Annotated in this window: 15 protein-coding genes and 1 pseudogene; 1 reads left to right on the top strand and 15 read right to left on the bottom strand. The window is 68.1% G+C overall.

Annotation, left to right across the window (positions count from 1 at the left end):
• Positions 1-10: 10 nt before the first annotated feature.
• The 14 genes and pseudogenes from G154_RS25515 to G154_RS10150 all read right to left on the bottom strand — a co-directional run bounded on the left by G154_RS25515 (position 11) and on the right by G154_RS10150 (position 21,424).
• Positions 11-1,024 (bottom strand): sensor domain-containing protein, encoded by a 1,014-nt coding sequence (locus G154_RS25515; protein WP_051154377.1) that lies wholly within the window; start codon positions 1,022-1,024, stop codon positions 11-13.
• 2 nt (positions 1,025-1,026) lie between these two features.
• A complete protein-coding gene (locus tag G154_RS26785; RefSeq protein WP_019513909.1) occupies positions 1,027-2,049 on the bottom strand; it encodes a sensor domain-containing protein in 1,023 nt (340 codons plus the stop codon).
• Positions 2,050-2,089: 40 nt separating this feature from the next.
• Entirely contained in the window at positions 2,090-3,244 is a 1,155-nt protein-coding gene (locus G154_RS10205; RefSeq protein WP_019513908.1) for a hypothetical protein, read from the bottom strand.
• Positions 3,241-4,170: a hypothetical protein gene (locus tag G154_RS10200; RefSeq protein WP_023985298.1), complete on the bottom strand. Its 930-nt coding sequence runs from the start codon at positions 4,168-4,170 to the stop codon at positions 3,241-3,243. The genes G154_RS10205 and G154_RS10200 overlap by 4 nt, the downstream gene beginning before the upstream one ends.
• Complete coding sequence (locus G154_RS10195) at positions 4,170-6,692, bottom strand: hypothetical protein (RefSeq protein ID WP_019513906.1); 2,523 nt, start codon at positions 6,690-6,692, stop codon at positions 4,170-4,172. The genes G154_RS10200 and G154_RS10195 overlap by 1 nt, the downstream gene beginning before the upstream one ends.
• Positions 6,689-8,746, bottom strand: a complete 2,058-nt coding sequence (locus G154_RS10190) for a hypothetical protein (RefSeq protein ID WP_019513905.1) — start codon at positions 8,744-8,746, stop codon at positions 6,689-6,691. The genes G154_RS10195 and G154_RS10190 overlap by 4 nt, the downstream gene beginning before the upstream one ends.
• 2 nt (positions 8,747-8,748) lie before the next feature.
• Positions 8,749-11,409 (bottom strand): hypothetical protein, encoded by a 2,661-nt coding sequence (locus G154_RS10185; RefSeq protein ID WP_023985297.1) that lies wholly within the window; start codon positions 11,407-11,409, stop codon positions 8,749-8,751.
• Positions 11,410-11,423: 14 nt separating this feature from the next.
• Positions 11,424-14,972, bottom strand: coding sequence for a tubulin-like doman-containing protein (locus G154_RS10180; RefSeq protein WP_019513903.1), 3,549 nt, complete (start codon positions 14,970-14,972; stop codon positions 11,424-11,426).
• Between the two features lie 8 nt (positions 14,973-14,980).
• Complete coding sequence (locus G154_RS10175; RefSeq protein ID WP_019513902.1) at positions 14,981-17,842, bottom strand: hypothetical protein; 2,862 nt, start codon at positions 17,840-17,842, stop codon at positions 14,981-14,983.
• A gap of 23 nt (positions 17,843-17,865) precedes the next feature.
• The gene (locus G154_RS25510; RefSeq protein WP_023985295.1) at positions 17,866-18,444 is read right to left on the bottom strand and encodes a hypothetical protein; all 579 of its coding nucleotides are present in this window, start codon (positions 18,442-18,444) and stop codon (positions 17,866-17,868) included.
• Between the two features lie 36 nt (positions 18,445-18,480).
• Positions 18,481-19,173 (bottom strand): DUF4190 domain-containing protein, encoded by a 693-nt coding sequence (locus G154_RS26390; RefSeq protein WP_019513901.1) that lies wholly within the window; start codon positions 19,171-19,173, stop codon positions 18,481-18,483.
• 406 nt (positions 19,174-19,579) lie between these two features.
• Positions 19,580-19,756 (bottom strand): annotated as a pseudogene (locus G154_RS27380) (DUF4190 domain-containing protein); the annotation flags it as partial.
• 194 nt (positions 19,757-19,950) lie between these two features.
• Positions 19,951-20,088: a hypothetical protein gene (locus G154_RS26780; RefSeq protein WP_019513899.1), complete on the bottom strand. Its 138-nt coding sequence runs from the start codon at positions 20,086-20,088 to the stop codon at positions 19,951-19,953.
• A 208-nt stretch (positions 20,089-20,296) separates the two neighbouring features.
• A complete protein-coding gene (locus G154_RS10150) occupies positions 20,297-21,424 on the bottom strand; it encodes a glycosyltransferase family 1 protein (protein WP_023985294.1) in 1,128 nt (375 codons plus the stop codon).
• A gap of 96 nt (positions 21,425-21,520) precedes the next feature.
• On the opposite strand from G154_RS10150, the gene G154_RS10145 reads away from it, so the two are divergent.
• Complete coding sequence (locus G154_RS10145) at positions 21,521-22,183, top strand: thioredoxin domain-containing protein (protein WP_031601324.1); 663 nt, start codon at positions 21,521-21,523, stop codon at positions 22,181-22,183.
• Here the strand turns inward: G154_RS10145 and G154_RS10140 are convergent.
• Positions 22,141-22,677 carry a DUF3592 domain-containing protein gene (locus G154_RS10140; RefSeq protein WP_045546430.1) on the bottom strand — a complete coding sequence of 179 codons (537 nt, stop codon included), beginning with the start codon at positions 22,675-22,677 and terminating at the stop codon, positions 22,141-22,143. The two genes, G154_RS10145 and G154_RS10140, sit on opposite strands and share 43 nt — an antisense overlap.
• Positions 22,678-22,682: the final 5 nt, after the last annotated feature.

The following is a 22,682-nucleotide window of genomic DNA, read 5'->3' as shown; positions in this document are numbered from 1 at the left end:
ATTCACCCTCTCAATTCGGGACTCGGTCGAGCATGGCCTGCATCACCCGCGTCGGGGTGTCGGCGAGACCCAACCCGATGAAGATGCTGTCCACCACCACGTTGTTCTTCACGGCGAGGTAGTGGCTGAACTCTCCACCGGGAGTTCCCCCCTCGACCTTGGTGTCCACTTTCACCATGTCATTGCCGATCTCCACCGGCATTCCATAGGTGAGGGAGAGGCCGTCTGCGGTGGGAGTCGTGGGTATCGTCATCGTCGACTTGCCGGCACATCCGCGCAGATACCCGACATAGGCGGTGAAGGCCTGTTGCGCGGCCGCGGCATCGGGAAACACGGCCGCACCCTGCCCGATCAGCAGCCCCGTCGACCGGTCACCGATATCGGTTCCGGTGAACTGCAGCGGGACATGCCCGCCATAGGCCATCGGCGTGCCCTTGAAATGCGATCCCGCGCATGACGTGTCCTCGAAGCCTCCGCGGTCGGGTTGCAGGCCCAACCCGCTCGTCGTCCAGATCGGCGCAAGGGCAGGCCGGGTCAGCAGCGCGCGCAGATCGTCGACGTTGAGCAGAATCCCCTGTAGCGCTGTCGGTTCGAGGGTGGGTCGGGGCTTCGGCGTCGGTGCGGGCACATCCGTCGTGCGCGGTGGCGGTGCCGCAACCGATGTGGTCGACGGGTCAGCGGCGAAGGCCGGGGTCGGCGACTCGTTTCCGCCGGCTGCCCACACCACCAATCCGACGATGACGGTGGTCATGACGACATACGAGAGCGTGATCCCGGACAGTGCCCGCTCCCGCCCGCGCTGCCCGGTGCGGGCGACCTGTGCCAATCCCAGGTGGCCGAGGATCGCCCCGGCCGGCGCGAACACGAACGCAAAGACCATCGACAGGGTCGCCAGGGTGTTGACCTCGCCGCGGTCGGGCACCGGGCCAGGTGACGGTGGCGGCGGCGCCGTCACGGGTCCGCCGCCGAACGGGTCGCCCCCGGTCGGAGCGTCGAATGGGTTGCCGGGGTATCCCTGTGTCACGGCTACCCCGACTCTCTGGCCGCGACACGCTCGAGCATCGTATCGGTGACGCGGTTGGGCGTATCACCCAACTGGCGGCCCGTGAAGGTGTTGTCCACCAGGACATTCGCCCTGACCGCAACGATGTGGACGAGATCGATGAACCTCGCGTCAGCCGGCGGGATAGACCGCACCATGATGAGGTCGGGGCCCAATACCGTGGGCTCGCCGTAGGTGAAGGTCCACGGCGGTACATCCGATCGGATCCAGGTGGTCGTTTGTCCGACGCATCGGCGCCAGAGCGCCAGATAGTCGCCGAACGCCTTCTGCGCGGCTGCCGCATCCCCATAGAGCGCCGCCCCCTGCCGCACCACCTGAGCCAGTTTCGGGCTACCTAACACCTGGTTCCCGATATCCGTGCCGACATACGCGGCCGGCTCATTCCCTCGATAGCCCTCAGCTGTACCGCGCAGGTGCGATCCGATACATGACATGTCCGTGTACGTGCCGATCTCGGGCCGCGGTTCGACCAGCGCATCGGTGGAGAACCACAGCGTCAGATCGGGGTCCGCGACCAGCGTCTGCAGTTCCGGCAGCGGTATCAGGATCTCGGGGAGCAACGCGCGATCCACCCGCGGACCCGCGGGCGGTAGTGGCGCTGCCGCGGGAACCGGCAGCGCGGGGGTGGGATCGCTCGACGCCACCTGCGTCTGGGGCGTGCCGCCGCGGACCATCCACAGGACCAGACCCGCAGTCGCGCAGACGATCACGACATAGGAGAGCACCAGTCCGACCATTGCCAGTGCGCGGCCGCGCTGCGCAGTGCGCCCGATCTGAGCGAGGCCCAGGTGGCCGAGGATCGCGCCGACGGGCGCGAAGACGAAGGCGAAGACCACCGACAGCACCGCCAGCGGGTTGGTGCCACCGCCATGGGGCGGCGACGCATACGGATCTCTACCGGCCGGCGGCGTCGCCACCGGCGCGGCGAACGGATCACCGAACGGCGCCCCGCCGAACGGGTCGCCACCGAATCCCCCCTGTGTCAACTCTGTTCCCCCATCCGCTCTGTCCGTCGCCGACCGACGCTCACAAGATTCCGAAGCTCGACGTGACCCATCGCACCGGATCCGCGCAACGGAAGGGCGCAATACCGCGCGCATGTAACCGCTGGCCGCTGGGCGGTTGCCCGAGCGCCGACACCACGAAATACCGTCGCTCCAGCTGTCGTTGGTTGGAGGGGTTCTCCACGGCCGCCACCAGCGCACCGGCATTCAGCCTGATCAGCAGGCTTCGCACCTCTTCGTGCAGGAGCCTGCCGTCGAGTTCGTTGTAGACCGGGTCGTCGGAGGTGTCACGCAGGTACGCCGCACCCGAATTCGACATGATCATGCTCCATTCGGAGCCCTCGACATTGCGCAGCACCCGCAAGGCGTCGAACTTCGACAGGATCACCGCGAGCTTGGGCTGGCCCTGCCCGATGGCCATCGAGAGGTTGTTCAGCACCCCGCGTGGATCACCACCGCTGACGCCTTGTGGCAACAGATCCTGCAACTGATCTCGAATCGCGGTGACCCGCAGGGGATCGAACATGAAGAACACGGCGTCCGCCCTGCCGAAGAAGTGGAATGGTGGCGCGTGTAGATCGCCGGATTCCATGTCCTCACCGGCCACGTCGCGCAACACCAGATAGCGCTGAACACCGCCCCAGGCGCCTATCGAGAACACCAACGGCTCACGCTGGGCGGAGGATTGGGTGAGGACCGCAGGTGTGGGCGGGATCAGTCCACGCTGTTCGAACAGTGGCTTCTCATAGGTGCTCGCATACGCGTGCGCGGTGGCTCGGGTCGCCGGATCCATCGAGTAGCCGAGTCGCTCCAGGAGCAGTTGCAGCTGTTTGACCAACACCGCGATGTAGAGGCTCTTCCCGGTGGCGCGGGCACCCGCCATCGCGATGCAGACCGCGTGCCCGGACCGCCAGTTGGGCGGCAGTTCGAAGTGGCACAGGGGGCAGATTTCGACGACGGGCCCCTTGAGGGTGTGTTCGGCCTCCGCGGCCGATGCCGCGGGGCCGTTGTAGCCCGGTGGCCGCTGCCAGGCGAACAGCGGCCCGATCTCGGTGTGCGTGCCCGAGAACGCGGTGCCGGCATCATCGTAGAATCGCTGACCGCCCACCCTGGGGCTCAGGGTCCACACGTAGTTGTTCGGATCGACGACGGCGAAGCAACGCGGGCACTTGTTCATGTCAGCGCGCGCACCAACTGAGTGGTGATCTGGTCGAGAGTGTGCGGGTGAGCGAGTAGCGCGGCCGCCGGGCCCTGCCCCTGCGGGGGCGACGACAGCCGCGCGGTGGTGCCGTCCAGCCGTGGGTCATCGGACAGCAGAAAGATCGGAAATTGTTGTTGCACGGCCACACTGGCAGTATCGGTGCAGACCACCGTGCGTCCGTCCGGCGACAGCTGGGACCAGCGCACGCCCGCCGTCCAGCGCGGCGCCAGGGCAGCAACGGTGTTCGCCAGCCCCGCCGCACCCTCCGCGGCCGCGCTGACCGCGGTGATCTGCGAACCCGCCAGCACCACCGACACGTCGTTGCATCCGACCGCGGCCGCCACCCCCACGATGACATCGGTGGCTGCGGCGACGCTGCCGTCGGCGAACCATGAGCTCATCGACGCCGAGGTATCCAGGGCGACGATCAACGCACCGTCCTGTTGAGCGGGCGCCCGGCCGATGACCTTGCGTGCCGAACTGCGTGCAGCCGCGCCCAACGGACTCAACGGGGTGTCGGCCACGGCACTGACGCCGACCTCGATCGTGTTGCCCGATGGTGTCAGCACGGCGAACACGACACCGGAATCACCGCTGACATCGACCGGGTCGAAGAGCACCTGGACCGGATCGACATCCCCGGAGTTCTCATGCGCGATGGCCAGATGGATGACGCTGCCCGCGTCGAAGCGTTCACCGCCGAGCGGACGCACCGCGATGTGCACCGGTCCGGTGAGACGTGGCAGAACGGCGTGGTGGGCGCTGCTGCGCACCACCGGCTGCTCGGCTCCGGCGCGCACATCCAGTTCCGCGCTCGACACCGCACCGGTGATCGACACCGCCAGGGCATCGGCCGGAATACGCACCCGCTGGTTACTGGCTCCGACTACGTAGATCGGCATCAGTGACCTCCCCTGATCCGCTCAACCTGCGATATTTGTCCTGGTCGTCCCTGGGCAAGCAACTTGTGCACCATCTTCCGATATCGACGCGGCGTCTGATCGGCGCCGAGTCCGGCCATCCGGGTCATCAACGACACCGTGGCATCGACATCCTCTTCGGAGAATCGCCGCCCGGCGACCAGCTGATCGGCCACACGCGCGACGAGTACGCTCACCCCAACGCTCGCGGCATCGGCTGAATCCTCGTCGGTGGCAACGGGCAGCAGTGCCGCCGCGAGCACCGCGGCCGGATCGACCACCGCGCGGTCAACCAACTCCAGAATCTGCCAGACCGCTGCATCGGCGGTGCGCGCGTCGGCCGCAATCGTATTCGCTTGCAACGGAAAAGGGATGCGTCTGATGTCGGCCAGCAAGGAAAGGGTGAGGACGCGCACACCGGCATCCGGGTGTACCCCGCCCAGGCCGACGTCCGTCATCGCCTCTTCCCATGATCGGCTGTAGACGCCCTGCCGCTCGTGCAAAAGACCGTCCTGAACCCACTCGGCGGTCTCGATACCGCGCAGTGCCGCACATGCGACGGCCACCGGGTCGGGGCTGGTATCCATCACCGACGCAGCCAGTTCGGACATCCCCGATGAATCCGGGGCACCCAGCAGAGTCGGTAGCGCGGCCCGCGCGCTCAGCGGTGCACCATGCGACGCGATGAGCAGATCCGTCGGATGCCAGATCGCATCACCGGCCACCTCGTCGAAAAGCGTTGCCTGCCTTAGCTTGCACCACCACAGATGCGCGAACCGATCGGCATCGTCATGCGCACCCTGGCTTTCGGCACAGGCGCCACGGACGGCAGTCCGCGTCCAGACCGAATCCCAGGGTTTCGCGGTGGCCACCGCGCGGGGGTCCGGCACACCCACACCCTCTGCCAGCCAAGCAAGTACTTCGATATCCGGCAGCGTCCGCCGGTCTGCGGTGACGGTCGCCTCGGCCAGTATTCGCGCCGCAAGCGCGAGCCTGACCTCGTGGCCGACCCGATGTCCGACTCGTCGGGCCACTTCCGGGCCCCTGCCCGGATCGGTGAGCGCTTTGTGCACGACCGGTTGGGATATCACCTGTGCCGCAACGTCGTCATCGACCCCGGACCGCAGCAAGAGATCCGCCAGTCGGATGAGCACCTCTGGATCCGACTCGCCGCCCGCACCCACCGCCGCGCCGATCGCCGAGGCGACAGCGTCCGGCAGGTCGCGGTCGTCGTAGCGGCGCGGGCTCACCGGTACCGGCGTCTGCTGCCGCAGCCAGGCGTGGTCGGCGATCGCACGTTCGAGGTAGATCGCATCGGCATAATCGGCTGCCTGCCCGTCGTTGACCCGCTCGACAGCCCGCCAGGCCTCCTCGGTGGTGAACCCCACCAGCTCGGCCATCGCATCCGAGATCCGCTGCCCCAACGGCGATCCACTCGGCATCTCGGACGGGCAGTGCGCTGTGATCACGATCGTGGCCTCGGCACGCGCGTCGGCGAAGTCGTCTCGGTGCAGAACGGACATCGCCATCGGCCACGCCGGGTGCAGATCGCGGTCACCGGCCACCTCGGCGTAGCGGTCGATGTCCGCCAGCACCACGCGCGCCGAGGCGGGATCGGTCAGCACCACCTGCGCCATCGCCGACCACGGCGTGACCTCGATGATCTGTCCGGACGCCGTGCGGTGCGGTTCACCGTCGAGTTCTCCCAGCGAGAGCATCGACGCCTCGTCGATGATCACGACCTGCGGGGGCAGCGACGCGAGGTCGCCGCGGGGCACGGCGGTCAGATGGTGCCCGGTGTGCACGTCGGGTGATACCTCGTCGGAGCGATCGAACGTCGAGAAGCTCAGTCGCGCTGCGGTACCCGCCGACATCAGGAAGCTGGTCAGACCGATCCATTGGGCCGCGCTCTCCGGCGAGTCCACACCCAGCACCACCGGCGGTCCACCCTGCAGTGCCGCCGCAGTGGCGTCCAACAGGCCGCACAGCGTCCCCAGCCGCCAGGTGCTGGTGTCCATCACGAAATCGACCGCGCTGTCCGCGGTGACCACGCCGCCGGGCACCGGCTGATCCGACGGCAGCATCGCGCGGGCCACCTCGGGAGCACCGTAGGGGCGAACCCAATCCGGGGATCGCCACAGTTGAATCGGTCGGACATGAATCGATCGGACAGCGGTGCGCTCGGCGGGGATGCGGTCGAGAAGCACGTGGGCGAACACGTTTCCGGGCCGTCCGGTGGCATCGGAGCCGGCGGGCACGGTGTGCCAGAAGGCCGCGCCGACGGACACCGGGCGGTACGCCAGCCGACGGGGTCCCCGTTCACAGTCCTGGGGTGTCGGGTAGGTGGGCAGCGGCTCCACGGCGCGGAACACGGTGCGTACACCGGCGACCAGTTCGTCGATCTCCTGCGGTGTCAGGTCACCGGAGGTCTGCTTCACCTGCCAACCGCCTGCCGTACCGGCGACGTCGAAGCAGGTGTAGGTCAACTGCCCGTATCGATTCACGGCGTCACCTGCGACAGGTACAGCGTCTCGACGGGCGGATCGAGCAACGCGATGGTGCGCAACCGGTCCGGCGAGTGGGTGTTGACGAACAACCGGATCCAGCCACGTCGACCGCGCAGGTTCGCCGCCCACAGCTCCCCGGCCCCGTGGGTGGTCAGCTGCGACCAGCGCAGCTCTTTCGACGGCTGCTCCCGAAGCCTCCCGTTGGCATCCAGTGGTGCAGCGTCGATGGCCTCACCGTCATTGGCCGACAGCGGAATTCGCTCCCGATTGTGCACCAGCACGAAGGCGGGCGAACCCGGCACGTCGACTTCGGCGCGCATGGCGACATGTGCGTACGCGGGCCAGCCGTCCGGGTCGTGACCGAGCCGAACCGCGTACTGCAACCGCAGCAGACCGGCGTATTCCAGACTGCAGACCGCGCCCGTGACACGCCGCCCACCGGAGAACGCCACCGGCGACAGATGCACCGAGCAGCCGGCGATCGGTAATTCTCTTGCGGTGAGCTGCATCCCGCCGTAGCGGTCGTAATCCTCCCGGGAGATCTCCTTGGATTGTCCGCTCAGCCCGTTACGCGCGTCATACCCCTTGGGCGCGATGTGCATTTCCACCGCGGCCGCGCCATTGGGCCAGTCGAAGGTCAGAACCTGCTTGTTGCAGTACTCGGCCAATTCGACATCGCGGATGCCTGCGGTGCGCACCGAGGACAGTGACCGCCCCACCAGCGCCCGGCCGGCCAGCAGCGTCACCGGGGTCAGATATGCCCGGCTCCATCCCTGCGGCCAGGTGACCCCGGCCATCACTCCTGCCGAAGGGCCTGCGGTGTCCGGGATGAGCGCACTGGGCTGGGTGAGCCGCATCTCGGGGGTCAAACCCACCTGCTCGAGCGCCACTTCGGGGATCTCGGTGTCCTCGGCGCCTGCCTGCGGGCCGTTCTGCGACCGATAGATGACCACCCTGCCCGCCGGGGGCGCGGTCCAGCGCAGGTCCACCGATTCACCATCGGGATTGTTGGCGATCGTCAAGTCCTCGACGGCGGTCAGTACCGCGGAGATCTCGACATCGGCCTCGACGCTCTCCGACAGTCGCAGCACGCCGTCGACCGGTGCGGCCGCGCGCACGACATAGCGGAACCGCTCACCCCGGGCCGCCTCGGCGTCGACGAAACCATCCAGGTTGTCCCGGTCGGCGAGAATGCGATGCTGCAAACCGACCCGATCGACCTCGCCGATCGGCACCCGCGACACGTACACCACGCGCACCGAGTTCGTCACGGACCACTGCCCGATGACCCGGCCGTTGTCCTCCCGCAACGAGAAGTCCTGGACCGGACTGACCAGCACGGTCTCGGCGTGTTTGATCGGCTGGGCCGCAAGGGCATCCGCGCGCGTCGTACCGACGTTGACCCATACCTGGTAGTACCTCAGCGCACCGACGGGAGGCCGGTCGTCGGTGCCGGAGGTGGCCGTGGTGACGGTCAACAGATCAGCCCGGTCGGGTGAGTACGGGCGGGTGTCCTCCCCGCTGACGAGACGGTAGATCAGCACCGTGTCGGGGCGTTCCGGTTGATGGGGCGGCCAACTCAACTCCAGCGCAGCAGGTTTCCCTGCCGCATCCCGTCGGCGCCGTGGTGTGATGGTCAGCGGCTCTGGGTGCTGGTCACCGAAGGTGAACTCGGCGAAGTCGGATGCATGGATCAGTGCCTCGTCCTGGCCGCCGACCTGCGCGGAAACGGCCGCGTCTCCAACCGGGGGCGTGCTGTCGGCGTGATGGCGACCTCGCTCACCACCGGTGGTGGGCGGACTGGCCTGAGCAGGAGTGCCCAACCCGTCCAGAAGTCGCGCCAGTTCCTCGGCGTGCTCGGCGGCCGAGCCCGGGAGCATCGCCCGGATCTGTTCGACGTCGGTACCACCGAAGCGCAGCACCTGACGCAGATGGGCCTCCTTGAGGCTGGTCCGCGACACCTTGCCGGCGTCGACGAGCTGTTGACGCCACGCCATCAACTCCGACAGCCGGGCATCATCGGCCTCTGCGGCGTGCTGGGGACCCGTCATCGTCAGAACACCATGTCCCCGCCGGGCGGCCGCTGCGCACCGGTGTCGGTGTCGGTGTCGGTGACAGGCGCGGCAATACCCGACGGTTGTTCCACCGACATCCCGAAGATCGCGAAATCGTACGGCGGCAACCCGTCGCTGGCCTGCACCACCGACACCCGGTAGCCCAATCCACCGGGAACCAGGGCCGGTTGATCCACCGCGACGGCGGTCCGCCCGGCGGTGGTGGCCGCATGGGTGAACACGGTCGGGTCGAAAGGAGCCGCGGCGCCGGGCCGGTGATCGACCATGCCGGCACCGAATTCGGCCGCCGACACCCGTCGGTTCAGGGTGGGAACCAGCACGCTTCCCGTCAGCATGTCCGCGATCGCACTGTCCTCGACGAACATCTGCTCCACCCGTGCCCACAACGCCTCGCCGCCCGCCGGCCGTACCCGGCCGCCGGCCACCGCGACCGACCACTGGTCCAGACCGGACCCGGTGCCGATACCCGGCATCCGGAACAGCGCGTCCGGATCCTCGCGCAGTTTGGCCGCCGCGCCACCGACCATCTCCTGCCAGGGCTGGGTAAGCCAGCCCAGGGCGTAGAGCCGACGTTGGATCGCGTGGATGGCATCATCGGCCTGCTCACCGCTGGGGTCTGCCACCCCGAGCTGGGTGCACCGCGGCACACCGTCGGCGAGCTGGCCGGCCGCCGGCCGGCGCGGTGGCGGCGCCCCGAACGGTGCCCGCAACATCACGCCGAGCACCCGGCACCACGAGAGCAATTGGCCGTAGGCGGTGGACAAACGGCTGACGTCCTGTAGCGCGGCCTGCAGGTTGGCCTGCATCGTCTGCAGTTGATTCAACTGTGTCTGGCGAAGATTCATCTCCGCGAAGAGATCGCGCTGGGCGAACAGGAACAGGGCAAGCGATACCAACAGATAGAGCACCAGCATGACGCCGCCGGTGATGAGCGCGAACTTCCATCGCACGGCCGAGAAACCGGCCATTGCGACGAGCACGACCAGCACACCGAAGGTCCCGAAGGTCAACGTCTTGAGGATCGTGCCGATGGCCTGCTGCCGCGCGCGCAGTTGCTCGTCCACCGATACCGCGGTGGCGGCGCGTTGGATCTGGTCGCTGAGCTGGGCAACCTCGGCGCGGGCCCGATTCATGAAATCGACGAGGATGTTGGACACTTGGGCGGCATAACTGCGCGACGTGTGCGCCTGCCAGCGTTCCAGTTCGGTTCCCGCCGTACGGGCTTCGACGCCCGCGGCCGGATCCGAGTAGGCGCCCCGGAGCCGCTCGGACAGGGTGGCGGCGCCGATCACATCGGCACCCTCCACGGTGCCGAGCTGCACGACGGCCGCCAGCGAGGTGGAGATCGCCGAGAAGTTCTCCGCCGGGCCTGGCACGACGTCGGCGGCATTGGCCAGCACCCCGATGCCCGAGCCGACCTGGATGGGGTTCAGTCCATCGACGCGGCGGCCACCATCGGCCAGCGTGAACGCCCCGTTGACGAAGTCCGACCACAACGAACTGAGATCGTGATGGGCGAGCTGCCCGGGCTGACCTGCCCCGATCTGGCTGCTCAGGCTCTCCGCGCTGCGACCGAGGGTCTGCCAATCGGCCAGCTCGGAGCCGGTGACCACTTCGAACGCCGACTCGCGGCCACCGAACACGGTGCCCTGCACCGTCGATGCCACCGCCGAGGTGAGCGACCCGGTGACCGCCGACCACCAGGCGCCGGGGGCACTGCGCAACGCCGCGCCCATGAAGCGCAGGAACATCGTCACCGCGGACCAGATGGAGATCGCCTGCGCCCCGGCATCGGCGGTGGCGACCCGCGGACCGCGCAGCACATCACGGTGCTTGGTCCACAGCGCCCGCGCCATCGACTGGGTCGCAGCGGGCACGTCGGAGACATACATCACCGGAATCTGCCCACCATGAGGCAAGGGCAGTCGACCGGCAGGGTCGAAGAGTTGGCCGCGCAGCTTCTCCTCGACCTCGCTGCTGTCGAGCCTGCGGTAGAAGGCGCGCACCGCGCGCACGGTCTGCCCGGGCAGGATCTCCAGATTGTCGAACGGCGTCTGGCCCACTCCCGCCCACAGCCCGGTCACCCCGGCGACCACCGGGGCGACATGTCGTGCCACATCCAGCGGCTCGGGCAATCCGCCCCAGGGCACCGCGCCCAATCCGGGCGCGGTGGAATCCTCAGGTGCCACCAACAGGTTGTGCCAGCCCTCCAGGATCACCGTGGGATCCGGGGCGACGACCGTTCCGTCCCCGGGCGTCAACAGCAGGCGCAACAACCCGACCTTGGCACCCATCGAGGAACTGCGGGCAACCTGCTCCACCGCCTGCTCGGCGCTCAGCGACACCCGCTCCGCGGCCGGGGCATCGATGGGCACCAGGACCGTCACCCGAATCCGCTCGTATCGTTCACCTGTCAACACCTGTTGCAGCACAACGGGTTCAGCACGACCGTTGCGCACCATCGTCGCCGGCGTCGACGCACCGCCGGCATCGTCGGCATCCACCCAGACGAACGGGGCGAGCAGCCCGACGGCGGAGTAGTCGGCCAGTACCGACACCACGTCCTCGGCGCGTCGCCGAGGCACCACCAGCACGGTCAACGAACGGGCGGTGCCGGGATGGGCCGTCGGATTTGCCATGGGATGTGCCATCGTCAGAACGTCCCGCCCTCCGGTATGACCACCGAACTTCCGTCGTCGTAACCTCCGGGCGCCGCCCCCATCTCGCCGGCGGCCAAGGCTGCGGCCTCACGCTGCACCAGGGTGATCAGCACGCTGGTCGCCCAGTACACATCCGGTGCCAGGTCCCGGAAGATCGGTGTCTTGGAGGCGGCGGCGCGGGTCGCGACCGTGGTGAATGCCCCGCCCTCGACCGCGCCGGGCATCCCGGCCGGCAGGTACTGCGTCGCCACGTCGCGTACCGAGGTCAACCATTCCTCAGCGGCGGCGGCCCGCTCCTCGGCGGTGCCGGCGGCAGCGATCTTCGGATTGCGCGATGCCACCCCGGCGGCGGTCTCCCCGGAGCGCAGGAAGGTCCGCACCAGTTCTGCGGCAGAAAGTTCCACGATGCCGCTGGCCGGGTCCTGGGTATGGGAGTCGTAGAGTCCGCGCAGCACCGTGTACGGCCGTAGCGATGTCATCACCGGCGGCTCGTGCGACTGCGCGATCGCCAGCAAGATGCTCTCCAACACCGCGGGCAGCCAGTCATAGGACGCGGTGAAGGCCGACGGGGGCGTCAGCAAGGGGTTGGGGAAGTCCAGCCATCGGTTCTCGGCACCATCGAAGATCCGCACCGGCTTGTCGAACGGTGATGCGGGGATCTGGATGCGACCGATGAGCTGACCGAGGAACCACCCGGCCGTCATGGTGCGTCGTTCGTCATCGGTCATCGGCAGCGATGCCGACAGCGGCCGGGACCGGCGGAACCGCCAGAAGGTGCCGCGGCCCGGTCCGGCGGTTTGCGCCCACTGTTGCGCGGCCGGTTTGAGCACCGAATCGAAGGCCAACGGCGAGTAGTTCGGGTACGAGCCGAAGATGTCGATGTGCGTCACACTGTCCTCATCGGACAGTGACCTGTTGAAATTGTCCTTGGAGGCCTGGTCATTTCGCGGGTTGGCCCGCAACACCTCGGCCAACTCGTCGGCCACCGGCTGACCGGCGAACGGGATCTCGGAGAACTTGTAGCGGTACTCGGTCTGCTGGCCCGGATGGACTCGTTGCAACGCCTGGTCGTTGACGCTGGCCAACGGCCGGGCCAACGACAATGCCTCACCGAACTTCGTGGCGATATCCCGTCGGCGCACCGACAGTTCGGCTTCCGAAGCGCCGACGCCCTGCACGTAATCGCGCAGCGACACCTTGGTGAACTCCTCGAACGCCTCACCGGGACGGCCCACGTACAACCGGGCGCGCGCCAGCAATTCCGCGGGGCGGGTACCGATGTCGAACTGAGCCATGGACGGCACCCTGGGCCTGCCGTTCTCCGGATCCAAGCCCAGTGCACGGGTCACCCAGGAAGCGGTCCGCGTGATCAGGCCGCCCGGCGCCGACACCCCGCCGGTGGTCTGCCAACGTCCCGCGATCACCTGGGCGGTGGCGTCATCGATGGCCGAGCGCAGCGCCACCATCGCATTGGCACCCGCGACAGCCTTCGGCAGGTCCGCCTCGTACTGCACCTTGAACGCGCCGGAACTGATGAGCAGCACCTCGTTGTTGGCCTCGGCGAACCGCGGCGGCACCAGCTCGTCGGCATCCGAGGGCCAGGCGGCGTACTGATCGGTGGCCAACCGCGCAAGACCGACATCGGTCGGCGGGTCGGACTTGGCCTTCTCGAGCAGGATCATGGCCTGCCCCAACGACTCTCGCAGCGGCGCGAGTAGTTCGGTGCCCATCACCTGCATCACCTGCGACAGCCGCACCGCAGCGTCGGCGAAGAGCTGCCTGCGCACGTTGGCCCGGAACCCGTCCAGCGCGGTGCCCAATACCTGGTCAGCGTTGGTCATCTCGCCGCGTAGCGACCGTAGTGCGGCGTCGACCTGCGGCGGGACCGCCACGATATCGGGCGGCCCCATCGCACCGAGCTGTCCGACCGCCGGCGCCAGCACATCGTCGACGTGCCTACGGATTCGGTCGACCACCTCGCGCGCGTAGGGCAGGCCCAGCGAGGATGTGGCACGTCCCACGACCGCCTCGAGTTTGTCGGCGAACTCGCGGTGCCATTGGAAGGCCATCGCATACGCCGCCTCGGCGGTCGCGCGCTGCAGATCTGCCCGCCGGTTCTGGACGGCTTGCCGGAAGATCGGTACCCACTGCTCGGCACTCATCCCCGCGGGATTCGGTAGGTAGCCACGCAACTGGCGCTCCAGCAGCCCATTGACGGTCGCGTTGATCGCCTCGGCCGGGAATGCCTGCTGGCCGATCCACGGGCCGAGTACGCCGACGCGGCTCTGTTCGTCACCGGCGTCGGACGGCAGACCCAGTTCCCCGCAATGTGCCTGCCACTGGCTGGATACCAGTGAGTCGAGCTGTTCGAGACTGGACGCCGGATTGCCGGGTTGCATGTGACCGGTCAGCAGCTTGTCCACACAGCTGCGGGCCAAGCGCTGCGCGGCGTACTCACCGTAGCGGTCGCGACCCATACTGAGACTACTGAAACCGTAAGTGCCCCAGGGCAGTACATCCCAGGCGGAGATGCCCCACCCGAGCAGGTCGCGGTCTCCCGGCGGGGAGGCGGTGTTGCCGAGATCGTAGGCCACGAACTGATCGCTGGCCCGGCCACTCATCATTAGCCCCGCCAGCCCGCGCGCGAGCCCGCGGTACACGCCGAATTGGGAACCGTCACCGAACAAGGTGCGGTCGGCACCGATGTAGCGGCCCACCGGGAACACCCGCGCGAACGGGATCGGCTCACCTTCGCCGTGGTGCTGGCCGAGTGCGCGCAAGATCCGCACATCGTGCTCACGCGCCGCGCCGGCCTGACTGGCCACGATCTCGCCGAGCATCGCCAGCGCATTGGCGCGCACGCCGATGACCTGGCTCTGCGGCAGCGAGTCGAAGATGTCCGGGGTCACCATGAACACGCCCATGAGCTTCGGGTCCAGTCCGGTGACGAGCGTCAGCAGCCGGCATACGTCCAACGCCATCGATGCGCCGGCGCCACCGGCCATCGACGAGACCACCAACACCAGGGGCGGTTCGTTCGGATCGAAGCGCCCCATGCCGGGCACGCTGACCCGCTGCATCTCGGCGATGGTCTCGACCTTGAACAGCGTGTCCCAGGCGGCCTGCAGCCGGCCGTGGATGTCGTTGGCCTTGCTCAGCGTGATCATCCGACCGATAGCGCGGTACTGGCCGGCACCCGCCGAGATCGGGATGGATACCTCCTGGGGATTGCGGGGCGCCCAGGTCGCCACCGTGTCCAACGCGGACTCGGAGGTCAGCCGCTGGGACAGCGCACCATCCAGCACGGCGTAGCTACTGCCCTGCGGACCGCACCCGATATACGTGCCGCCCTGCGCGGGCACATTGGCCAGGCCCTCCGGACCGGATTCGGCCGCACTCGGCACGTCGATATGGACGAACTGCCAACCGGCCAACAGCTTGTCGATACCGGCGTTGTGCAACTCGGAGCGCAGCTGGTCCATCATGAACGCCAGCGTGGCGCCGCCGGATCCACCGCAGCCCACCACCAGGAATCGTCTCATCGGTTTCCTTACTCGAACGGGTCGAACGGATCGGGGTCGAAGCGTGGCGGGGCCGGTGGTCCGGCTCCCGGCGGTCCGGCCGGTGGAGGCGGCGGGGGCACCGGGCGAACGGCGTCGTCGGGATGCACAGGCCGCTGCGGCACCGGCGACTCCGCCGGCTGTCGCGGTTCGGCCGACTGCGCCGTGAACGGGTCCGATGCGGGAATCGATAAGCCGCCGTGCACGACCGGCGGGCCGCCGCCGAAGGGGTCCGCGGCCGGAGCCACGGCTTCTCCCCCGCCGCCGAACGGGGACGCCGATGCTCCCGGGTCATCGTGCACGGGTGCCAGACCGGCCTGTACGGCCCGCAACCGGAGGCCGTTGAGCAGCTCGCCGGCCCGCTGACCGATCTCGTCGAAAATCCGTTCCCGCGCCGGGATGTCGGTGCTGCCTGCCACCAACAGCAGAATTTCGGCAGCATTGGCCGGGCCGTGCGGGTCATGCAGCACGACCCACTTGTTGTGTACGGCCAGCGGCAACACCGCGCGCAGACCGCTGTCGTCGGTACCGGGCAGCTCCGAACCGGTGCTGATCAGGCCACCTGACTCGACCACCACTCGCCCGATACCGAACGGGCTTCGTCCGGTCTGCGCCACCAGGTTCACACCGAGCACCGACAATGACCGCGCCCCGCCGGCCAAACCGGGTACCGGATTGACCAGATCGGTATCCGCCATCGCGAACGGCCGGCCATCACGCCGCAGGGTGTCACCGTCGAACTCGACCTGAATCCGCTCGGCAAGCAGTGGGGTGTCGGGGATCTTGCTGACCCACCATTTCGACAGGTACAGCAGCGCCAGCGGAATCCCCGGACCGAGAAGTAACGCGGCGATGAGTACCAACACGAAGTTCGTCGTGTTCAACGGCTTGAGCAACGACGCGGTGAAGGGAACATCTACGACCTGCGAGTCGTCCGGATTCTCCAGTGCCGCAACGTGCAACGGGAGGGTGCCGTTGAGCCCGCCCTGCCCGTTGGCCTCGGTGCGCAAGGTCAGCTGCAGCGTGCCGGTCTCGCCATCGGCGACCTTCAGGCAGGTCTGCGCCGAGTTCGACGAGGAAGTGACGCTGACCGCGCCGATCCCGTCGGGTGAGGCGACGACCTCGGGCGCGTCCGAGTCGGCCACCCATGCGCACCCGGGACCGGTGATGTCCAACGACGACGTGACGCCGTTCGCCGTCTCACCGGTGCCGAAGTCGACCCGGGTACCCGGTGTCGGCAGACCCAGCTTGGGCAGGATCTGGATGGGCACCTCGACGTCCTGCGGCGACAGTTCGGTGCCGGGTGCCACCTGTACCCCCGCCGGATCCAGCGCGGGTGCGGTGGTGACGACAAGGGAAAGCTTCAGCGTCGCCGGTCCGGGGCTGACGGCGGTGAGGTCGACGTCGACCGGAGTGGCGATGGCCTCCTTGGGAACCGCCTGCAAGATCGGGATCGACTGCGCACCTGCGGGTTCCAATGAAGCGGACAAGACCGCGGCACCGGCGAGGTCGGTCGGGCGCAAGGTGGAGCCCTGCCCGTCGACGAGACCGAACGTCACGCCGTCGAGCACGCTTCCGCTGTGCCAGGCCAGGTTGTCCTTGTCGGCGAGCGCCGGGTAGATGTCGGTGGTGATGTGAATGCTCACCTTCGACACCGCATCGGGATGCTCACCGGTGGTGTCGACGTAGACGATCGCCCACTGACCCGACCAACCGGGCGCGCCGGCATTGCTCAGCGCGATGGTCTGGGCGGACTCCGATTGCCATTCGTAGCGCACCGGTATACCGGCGACCGTGACATCCGTCGGGCCGGGAACCTTCGGCAATTCCAGGGTTTCCCCGGACGGGGCCACCAAATACGGCACCACCCCCGGGACTCCACCGGAACCTAGGATGCTGACCGATTTGATGGACCGATCCAGCGTGAAGTTGTGCCGCGCTTCCGGGCACACCTGGATCCGGCACACCGGAGCGGTGTTGGTGACGCCGGGATCGGGGTTCAGCGCGTCGAACGCGAAGAGCATGTCGTCGATGTTGGACACCGAATAGAAGCTGCCGGGGATCGGCTCGGTGATCTGTCCACAGGACATTCCATTGAGCCCGTTTCCGGTACTGATCGCCGACATCACATCGAAATCGGCAGGCGACTGGGCCGCTCCCAGGCCGACTCCCAGCATGATGATGCTGCCCGACCGGACCTGATCTGCCACCCCACCGGGCCTGCAGATGGAGTCGATCGCCTGCTGCCGGGTTGCGTCCACACCGGCCTGGTCGTTCAACGTGACACCGTCGGCGTACGGCTTGGACGCGGAGCGCACGGTGTAGTCGATCTTGCCGTCGGAGAACCAGGCGATGGCCTGGCAGCGCGGTGCTCCGCCCGGGCCCGAACCGCGCTCGGCCAGCGCCTGGCGGGCTCCGGACAGCGCCAGCTGATAGTCGGTGTCGATACCATCGTCGGTACGAGCGATATCGGCGATCTGGTCACCCGCGCCGCCGGCCGACTGTTCGGTCAACCGGGTCCAGGACGGACCGGGCTTGTACGTGTCGGAGAAACCCGCTGCCGAAACCTGTAGGTCCGCACCGACCCGGTCGGCGTAGGTGCCGAGCGTGCCCAGCAGATAGCGAGCCGCTTTGAGGCGGGCATCCTCGGGATCGGTGGACTGCAGACTGCTCGACTGATCGAACAACAGCAGCAGGTCTCCGGTCTTCTGGGCGGCCAAGCACGCCCCGAACCGGTTGGCGCCGGCGTTCTGGTCCACCGCACGCGCGATTCCCGCGCCGACGAAGGCCAGTCCGGCCAGCAGCACGGCAGACAACACGGCCACCACGAACCTGCCGACGGCGTTGCCCATCAGTACTCTTCGATGATCTGGCATCAGAGCCTGCCCGCCCACATGGCAATCTGCCAGGCACTCACGGTGATACCGGCCAGGCAGGCGACGAGCACCACCCAGTAGATGTTGGAAATCCACCTGGGCGCGGAGTAGATCGACGCGGTGCGCCGTCGGGTGTCGACGCGGTTGTAGACGGCCACCGCTCCGATGGCGACCGGACCCGCCAGCAACCAACCGGTCAGGGCCGTCGCGATCCCGGCGCCGGCCAGCGCTCCGGTCGACGCGACGGCGCATCCGCAGACGGCCAACAGCAGCGCCACCACCATCCAGATCAACGGCGGCCCGCTCGTGGTCAACGCCGGCGCACCGAGGCCGCCCGCCGAACCGAAAGCATCAGCTATCCGGGTCGGACCGAATGTATCCGTCCCGGAGGGGTTTCCGAAGGTGTCGGTGGCAGAAGCAGGCGGGTTCGGGGTCGGCGCGGGTTGTCCGGCCCACGGGTCGAAACCACCGGGATGCCCACTGCTGGACGGTCCGGACGGTCCTGGCCCGGGTACCGGTCCACCCGGGCGGCCGGCGGGACCGAAATCGCTGAAGTCGAACGGATCAGTGGGTGCCACACGACCACCTGGAGCGATCGGGTACCGAGCCGACCATCAGTAGGGAGTCAGGCATACCGCCAGGCTCCGATCCGGGGGCGCGGCGACATAGCCAGTGGTGCAATCGGCGCTGGTCGCGACGCGTTGGGTGACGGTGAAGACACCCGGGCGCTTCTGGCAATCCACCATGTACAGATCGAGCGCATCCTCCCGCTCGGTGCTGCGTCGCTGAATTTCCACGCACGCGCCGATCGGCACCGTCCCGAGGTTGACCTTGAACCGTCGTTCCGGTGGCGCCGGCGCGACGGAGGTCACCACCGACGGCGCCACCGACTCGGCCTGGGTGGACGGCACGGTCACCGATGTGGGCGGCGCGACCACCGGAGCTTCGGGTTCGCTGTCGGACACCAGTGCCCACACCAGCAGGGCGACCAGCACCACGCACATCAGGTAACCGATCGCCAGCCCTGCCAGTGCGGCCCCACGACCGCGTTCGCCGGTGCGTCTGATCTGTGGCAGAGCCAGATGACCCAACACCACACCGACCGGAGGCAGCACCACACCAAAGATCGGCGACAAGACAGCAAGGGTGTTGATATCCGAGCGGCCCGGTGGCGGCGCCCCGTATCCGCCGGGCGCACCGTAACCGGGGCTGCCGTAGCCGGTGGTGCTGTTGATCAGCGGCGGCGGACCACCGAACGGGTCGCCGGACTGAGGTGCGCCGAAAGGGTCGCCGCCGGGATGGCTCACCGCGCACCCCGTCCATGGCCGATGGTCGACATCGTCATCCTTTGAAGTCCGAGATGCAGGCGAAGATCGTGTCCTCCGGATTCGAGATGACCAGCGTGGTTTTACACTGCCCACGCTGGGAGAACAGTCCGTCGACGCGAACCACCCCGTCGCGCACCTCGCACGCCGTGCGATAGATGTTGATGTTGGTGGTGGAGGGGTCGCCGGGAACGCGTTCGTACTGCTGGACCTCGACACAGTCGCCGACCGCCAATTCCCCCACCGCGACGGTCTGCCGGACCGGGGCCGGCGAGGTGACCACCGTGGTGCGCGGCGGTGGCGGAGTGGTCCATGTGGTGCCCGTCGCAGACATGGTCGTCGACGAAGTGGCGCCGGAGTCCTCGTCGCCGCTGACCAGCCAGACCACCAAGGCGATGACCGCTGCGACCAAAACGATGTAGGACAGTGTCAAGCCGATGATCGCTCGCTCACGGCCACGCTGGCTGCGACGACGAATCTGATTCAGGGCCAGGTGCCCGAGCACCGCGCCCGCCGGGGCGAACACGACCGCGAAGACGATCGACAGCGTCGCCAGTGTGTTGACCTCGCCGCGAGGCCCCGGAGGCGGAGCACCGAATCCGCTGCCTGGCGCGTCGAAAAACCCGGGCGACCCCGAATAGCCCTGCCCGCTGGCACCCGGCGGCGGGCCGCCAAACGAACCCGGCGGCGGACCGCCAAACGAACCCGACGCCGGACCGCCGAACGGGTCCGGCGAGCCGTTCGGATAGCCCCCGCCGGTCACGAGCGGATTCCGTTGTCGATCTCGTCGGGCATCGGTGTCCATGGCAGCACCGCACGCGGCGAGGCGTCATCGGAATCGCGGCGGCCATGACCACCTGCACGGCACGAGCCCGGTTCGACGAAACGGCCGATCACTCTCAATCCCCCCAACAGGCACGCGTGCAGACCACAAAAAGACCCAAACGAGCCTAACCGCCACTGGGGTAGCTGCGTGCAGAAGTTTTCGATCGCGACGAGCGTCCGGAAACTCCACACCGAAGTGCGCGTGTTGGGCCGCAGACACGCACGTTCGCCGGGAATGGAGGTGAGACCCCGGGGGCTGGCGAGTCGAGATCGGTGCGGCTCAGGCGGCGCGACTGCGCCGGGTCCCGATGACCTCTTCGTAATGTCCGAGCAGCTCATCGCAGACCGCGGGCCAGGTGCGGGTCAGCACGCTGCGTCGGGCCGCGGCCGAGTAGCGGGGCCGCTCGGCGATCAGATGGTCGACCGCATCGGTGAGCCGCGTCGCGAAATCGTCGACGTCGAGCAGCAGCCCGGTGTGCATCGGGACGACCAGGTCGCGCGGACCACCGGCATTCGGTGCCACCACCGGTAGCCCGGATGCCATGGCCTCTTGGACCGCCTGGCAGAACGTCTCGTGCTCGCCCGGGTGGACGAACACGTCCATGCTGGCGTAGGCGGCGGCCAACGCGGCTCCCCGCAACTCGCCGGTGAACACCGCCGTGGGCATCAGTGATTCGAGCTTGGCCCGGTCCACGCCGTCGCCGACGACGACCACCTGTAGATCGTCACGGGCGGCCAGCACCGCCAGCCGCTCGACATGTTTCTCCGGGGCCAGCCTGCCGACGAAACCGACCACCGGCTTACCCGCGGGCGACCAACGCCGACGCAGTGCGTCATCACGCGCCGACGGCACGAAGCCGCCGATGTCCACCCCGCGTCCCCACTTGTGCAACCGTGGGACACCATGGGCGGCAAGGTTTTCCATCGCCGAGGTGGACGGGGCCAGGGTTCGGTCGGCCTTGCTGTGCAGTCTGCGGGTCCACGCCCAGGATGCCCGCGACAACACGCCGACCCCATAGCTCTCGGCGAAGCCGGCGACATCGGTCTGGAACACCGCGACCGTCGGCACACCGAGATGGCGGGCCGCGTGCACGCCACCCCAGCCGAGCAACGCAGGAGAGGCCAGGTGGACGACATCGGGATCGAAGCCGCGCAGCACACCGACCATCCGCGGCCGCGGAACACCCAGCGGGAGCGAGGTGACCTTGGGGAACATGTGCGAGGGCACCCGATGTACCCGCACGCCGTCGTGCACCCGGTCCGCCGGCGGCTGCCCGCGCGGCGAATCCGGCGCGATGACCAGCACCTCGTGTCCGGTGCGGCGCAGATGCTCGATCACCCGAAGCACCGAGTTGGTGACGCCGTTGACATTCGGGAGGAAGGATTCGGCAACGATCGCAACGCGCACGACCTGACTGTGGCAGCAACGGTTGACCACACGGTTGCGTCCGGGCGTCCGGCATGCGAACACCACGTCAGCGGTACGGTGGTCGGCGTGCGTCGAATGATGGCCGTGCTCACCGGATTGACGCTGCTGGCCGGTGTGGGCTGCACCAAGCAGATCCAGGGCAGCGCCGAGGCCGACCCCGACGCGCCGCTGACCCAGGTGAGCGAGGACGGGTACGGCCTGACCGCCGGATTCGCCGACGCCCCGGTTCAGATCGAGATCTTCGCCGAGCCGCAATGCACGCACTGCGCGGACCTGCAGCGCGATGTCGGTGACGGGTTGGCCCACTACATCGGCCTCGGCCAGCTCGCCGTCACCTATCGCCCGATGACCTTTCTGGACACAGCCGATTTCGGCTACTCGGCCCGGGTCAGCAATGCGCTGTTCGTGGCGGCATCGAAGCGGAACTCCCCCGCGGTGGCATTCCAGGCATTCGTCGAGGCGTTGTGGGCAGATCAGGACCCCTCCGGCCGCGGACCCGACGATGACGAGATCGCCCAGAAGGCCGATGCCGCGGGACTACCCGGGGATGTGGTGGAGGGCATCGCCCGCGGCGAGACCGCCGTGGATGCCGTCGAGATGGATGCCGCGAACTACGACCTGCTGTATCTGGTCGACCCGATGTATACCGGCACCCCGACGGTGTACAACCTGGACACCGACGAGACCGTCGACATCTACGACGCGGACTGGCTCGACAAACTGATGTCCTCGGCCTGACCACCGGCCTGACCACCGGTCTGTTCGCCGACGGGCTCGTCGCCCTCGACGCGGCGCGCGACGACGGCGACGACCAACAACGCGGCCCCGGCGATCAACCAGCCCAGTACCGCGATCGAGGCGGCCGGGATGATGGCCAGCGCGGCGTTACGGTCCTGCACGCGCACCAGATCGGGGTCGCTGCGGTCGTATTCGACGTAGATCCGCATCCCGGGTTCCAGCTCGGAGGGATAGAGCACGCCGAGTTCGGGCCGATAGGTGACGCGGTCCGGCGTGACGAATTCGATCGTCGAGCGGCGCGGCCCCGCGTCGAGCACCTCGGCGGCGGCGACCCCCATATCGCTCTCGATGCGCCGGTCGTTCTCCCAGGCGCCCAGGACCAGCAGCACCGACTGGAACGTCACCACACAGGCCGCGATGACGATGCCGACCCGGACCCGGCGGATGACGCGCTGCCGGCGAGTTTCGGTGCCGTCACCGAACATTCGTGGCATCCGGC

Origin of the sequence: Mycobacterium sp. VKM Ac-1816D, from assembly GCF_000416385.1 — a bacterium.
Classification (GTDB): Bacteria; Actinomycetota; Actinomycetes; order Mycobacteriales; family Mycobacteriaceae; genus Mycobacterium; species Mycobacterium neoaurum_A.
The sequence above is the reverse complement of the archived record's forward strand: the minus strand, read 5'-3'. Positions and strand labels throughout refer to the sequence as shown.

Coding starts and splice junctions, on each gene's coding strand:
- G154_RS10200 (WP_023985298.1), bottom strand. CDS start 4,170: ATGCCGATCTACGTAGTCGGAGCCAGTAACCAGCGGGTGCGTATTCCG.
- G154_RS10190 (WP_019513905.1), bottom strand. CDS start 8,746: ATGACGGGTCCCCAGCACGCCGCAGAGGCCGATGATGCCCGGCTGTCG.
- G154_RS10175 (WP_019513902.1), bottom strand. CDS start 17,842: ATGGGCAACGCCGTCGGCAGGTTCGTGGTGGCCGTGTTGTCTGCCGTG.
- G154_RS10185 (WP_023985297.1), bottom strand. CDS start 11,409: ATGGCAAATCCGACGGCCCATCCCGGCACCGCCCGTTCGTTGACCGTG.
- G154_RS10180 (WP_019513903.1), bottom strand. CDS start 14,972: ATGAGACGATTCCTGGTGGTGGGCTGCGGTGGATCCGGCGGCGCCACG.
- G154_RS10205 (WP_019513908.1), bottom strand. CDS start 3,244: ATGAACAAGTGCCCGCGTTGCTTCGCCGTCGTCGATCCGAACAACTAC.
- G154_RS10140 (WP_045546430.1), bottom strand. CDS start 22,677: ATGCCACGAATGTTCGGTGACGGCACCGAAACTCGCCGGCAGCGCGTC.
- G154_RS10145 (WP_031601324.1), top strand. CDS start 21,521: ATGATGGCCGTGCTCACCGGATTGACGCTGCTGGCCGGTGTGGGCTGC.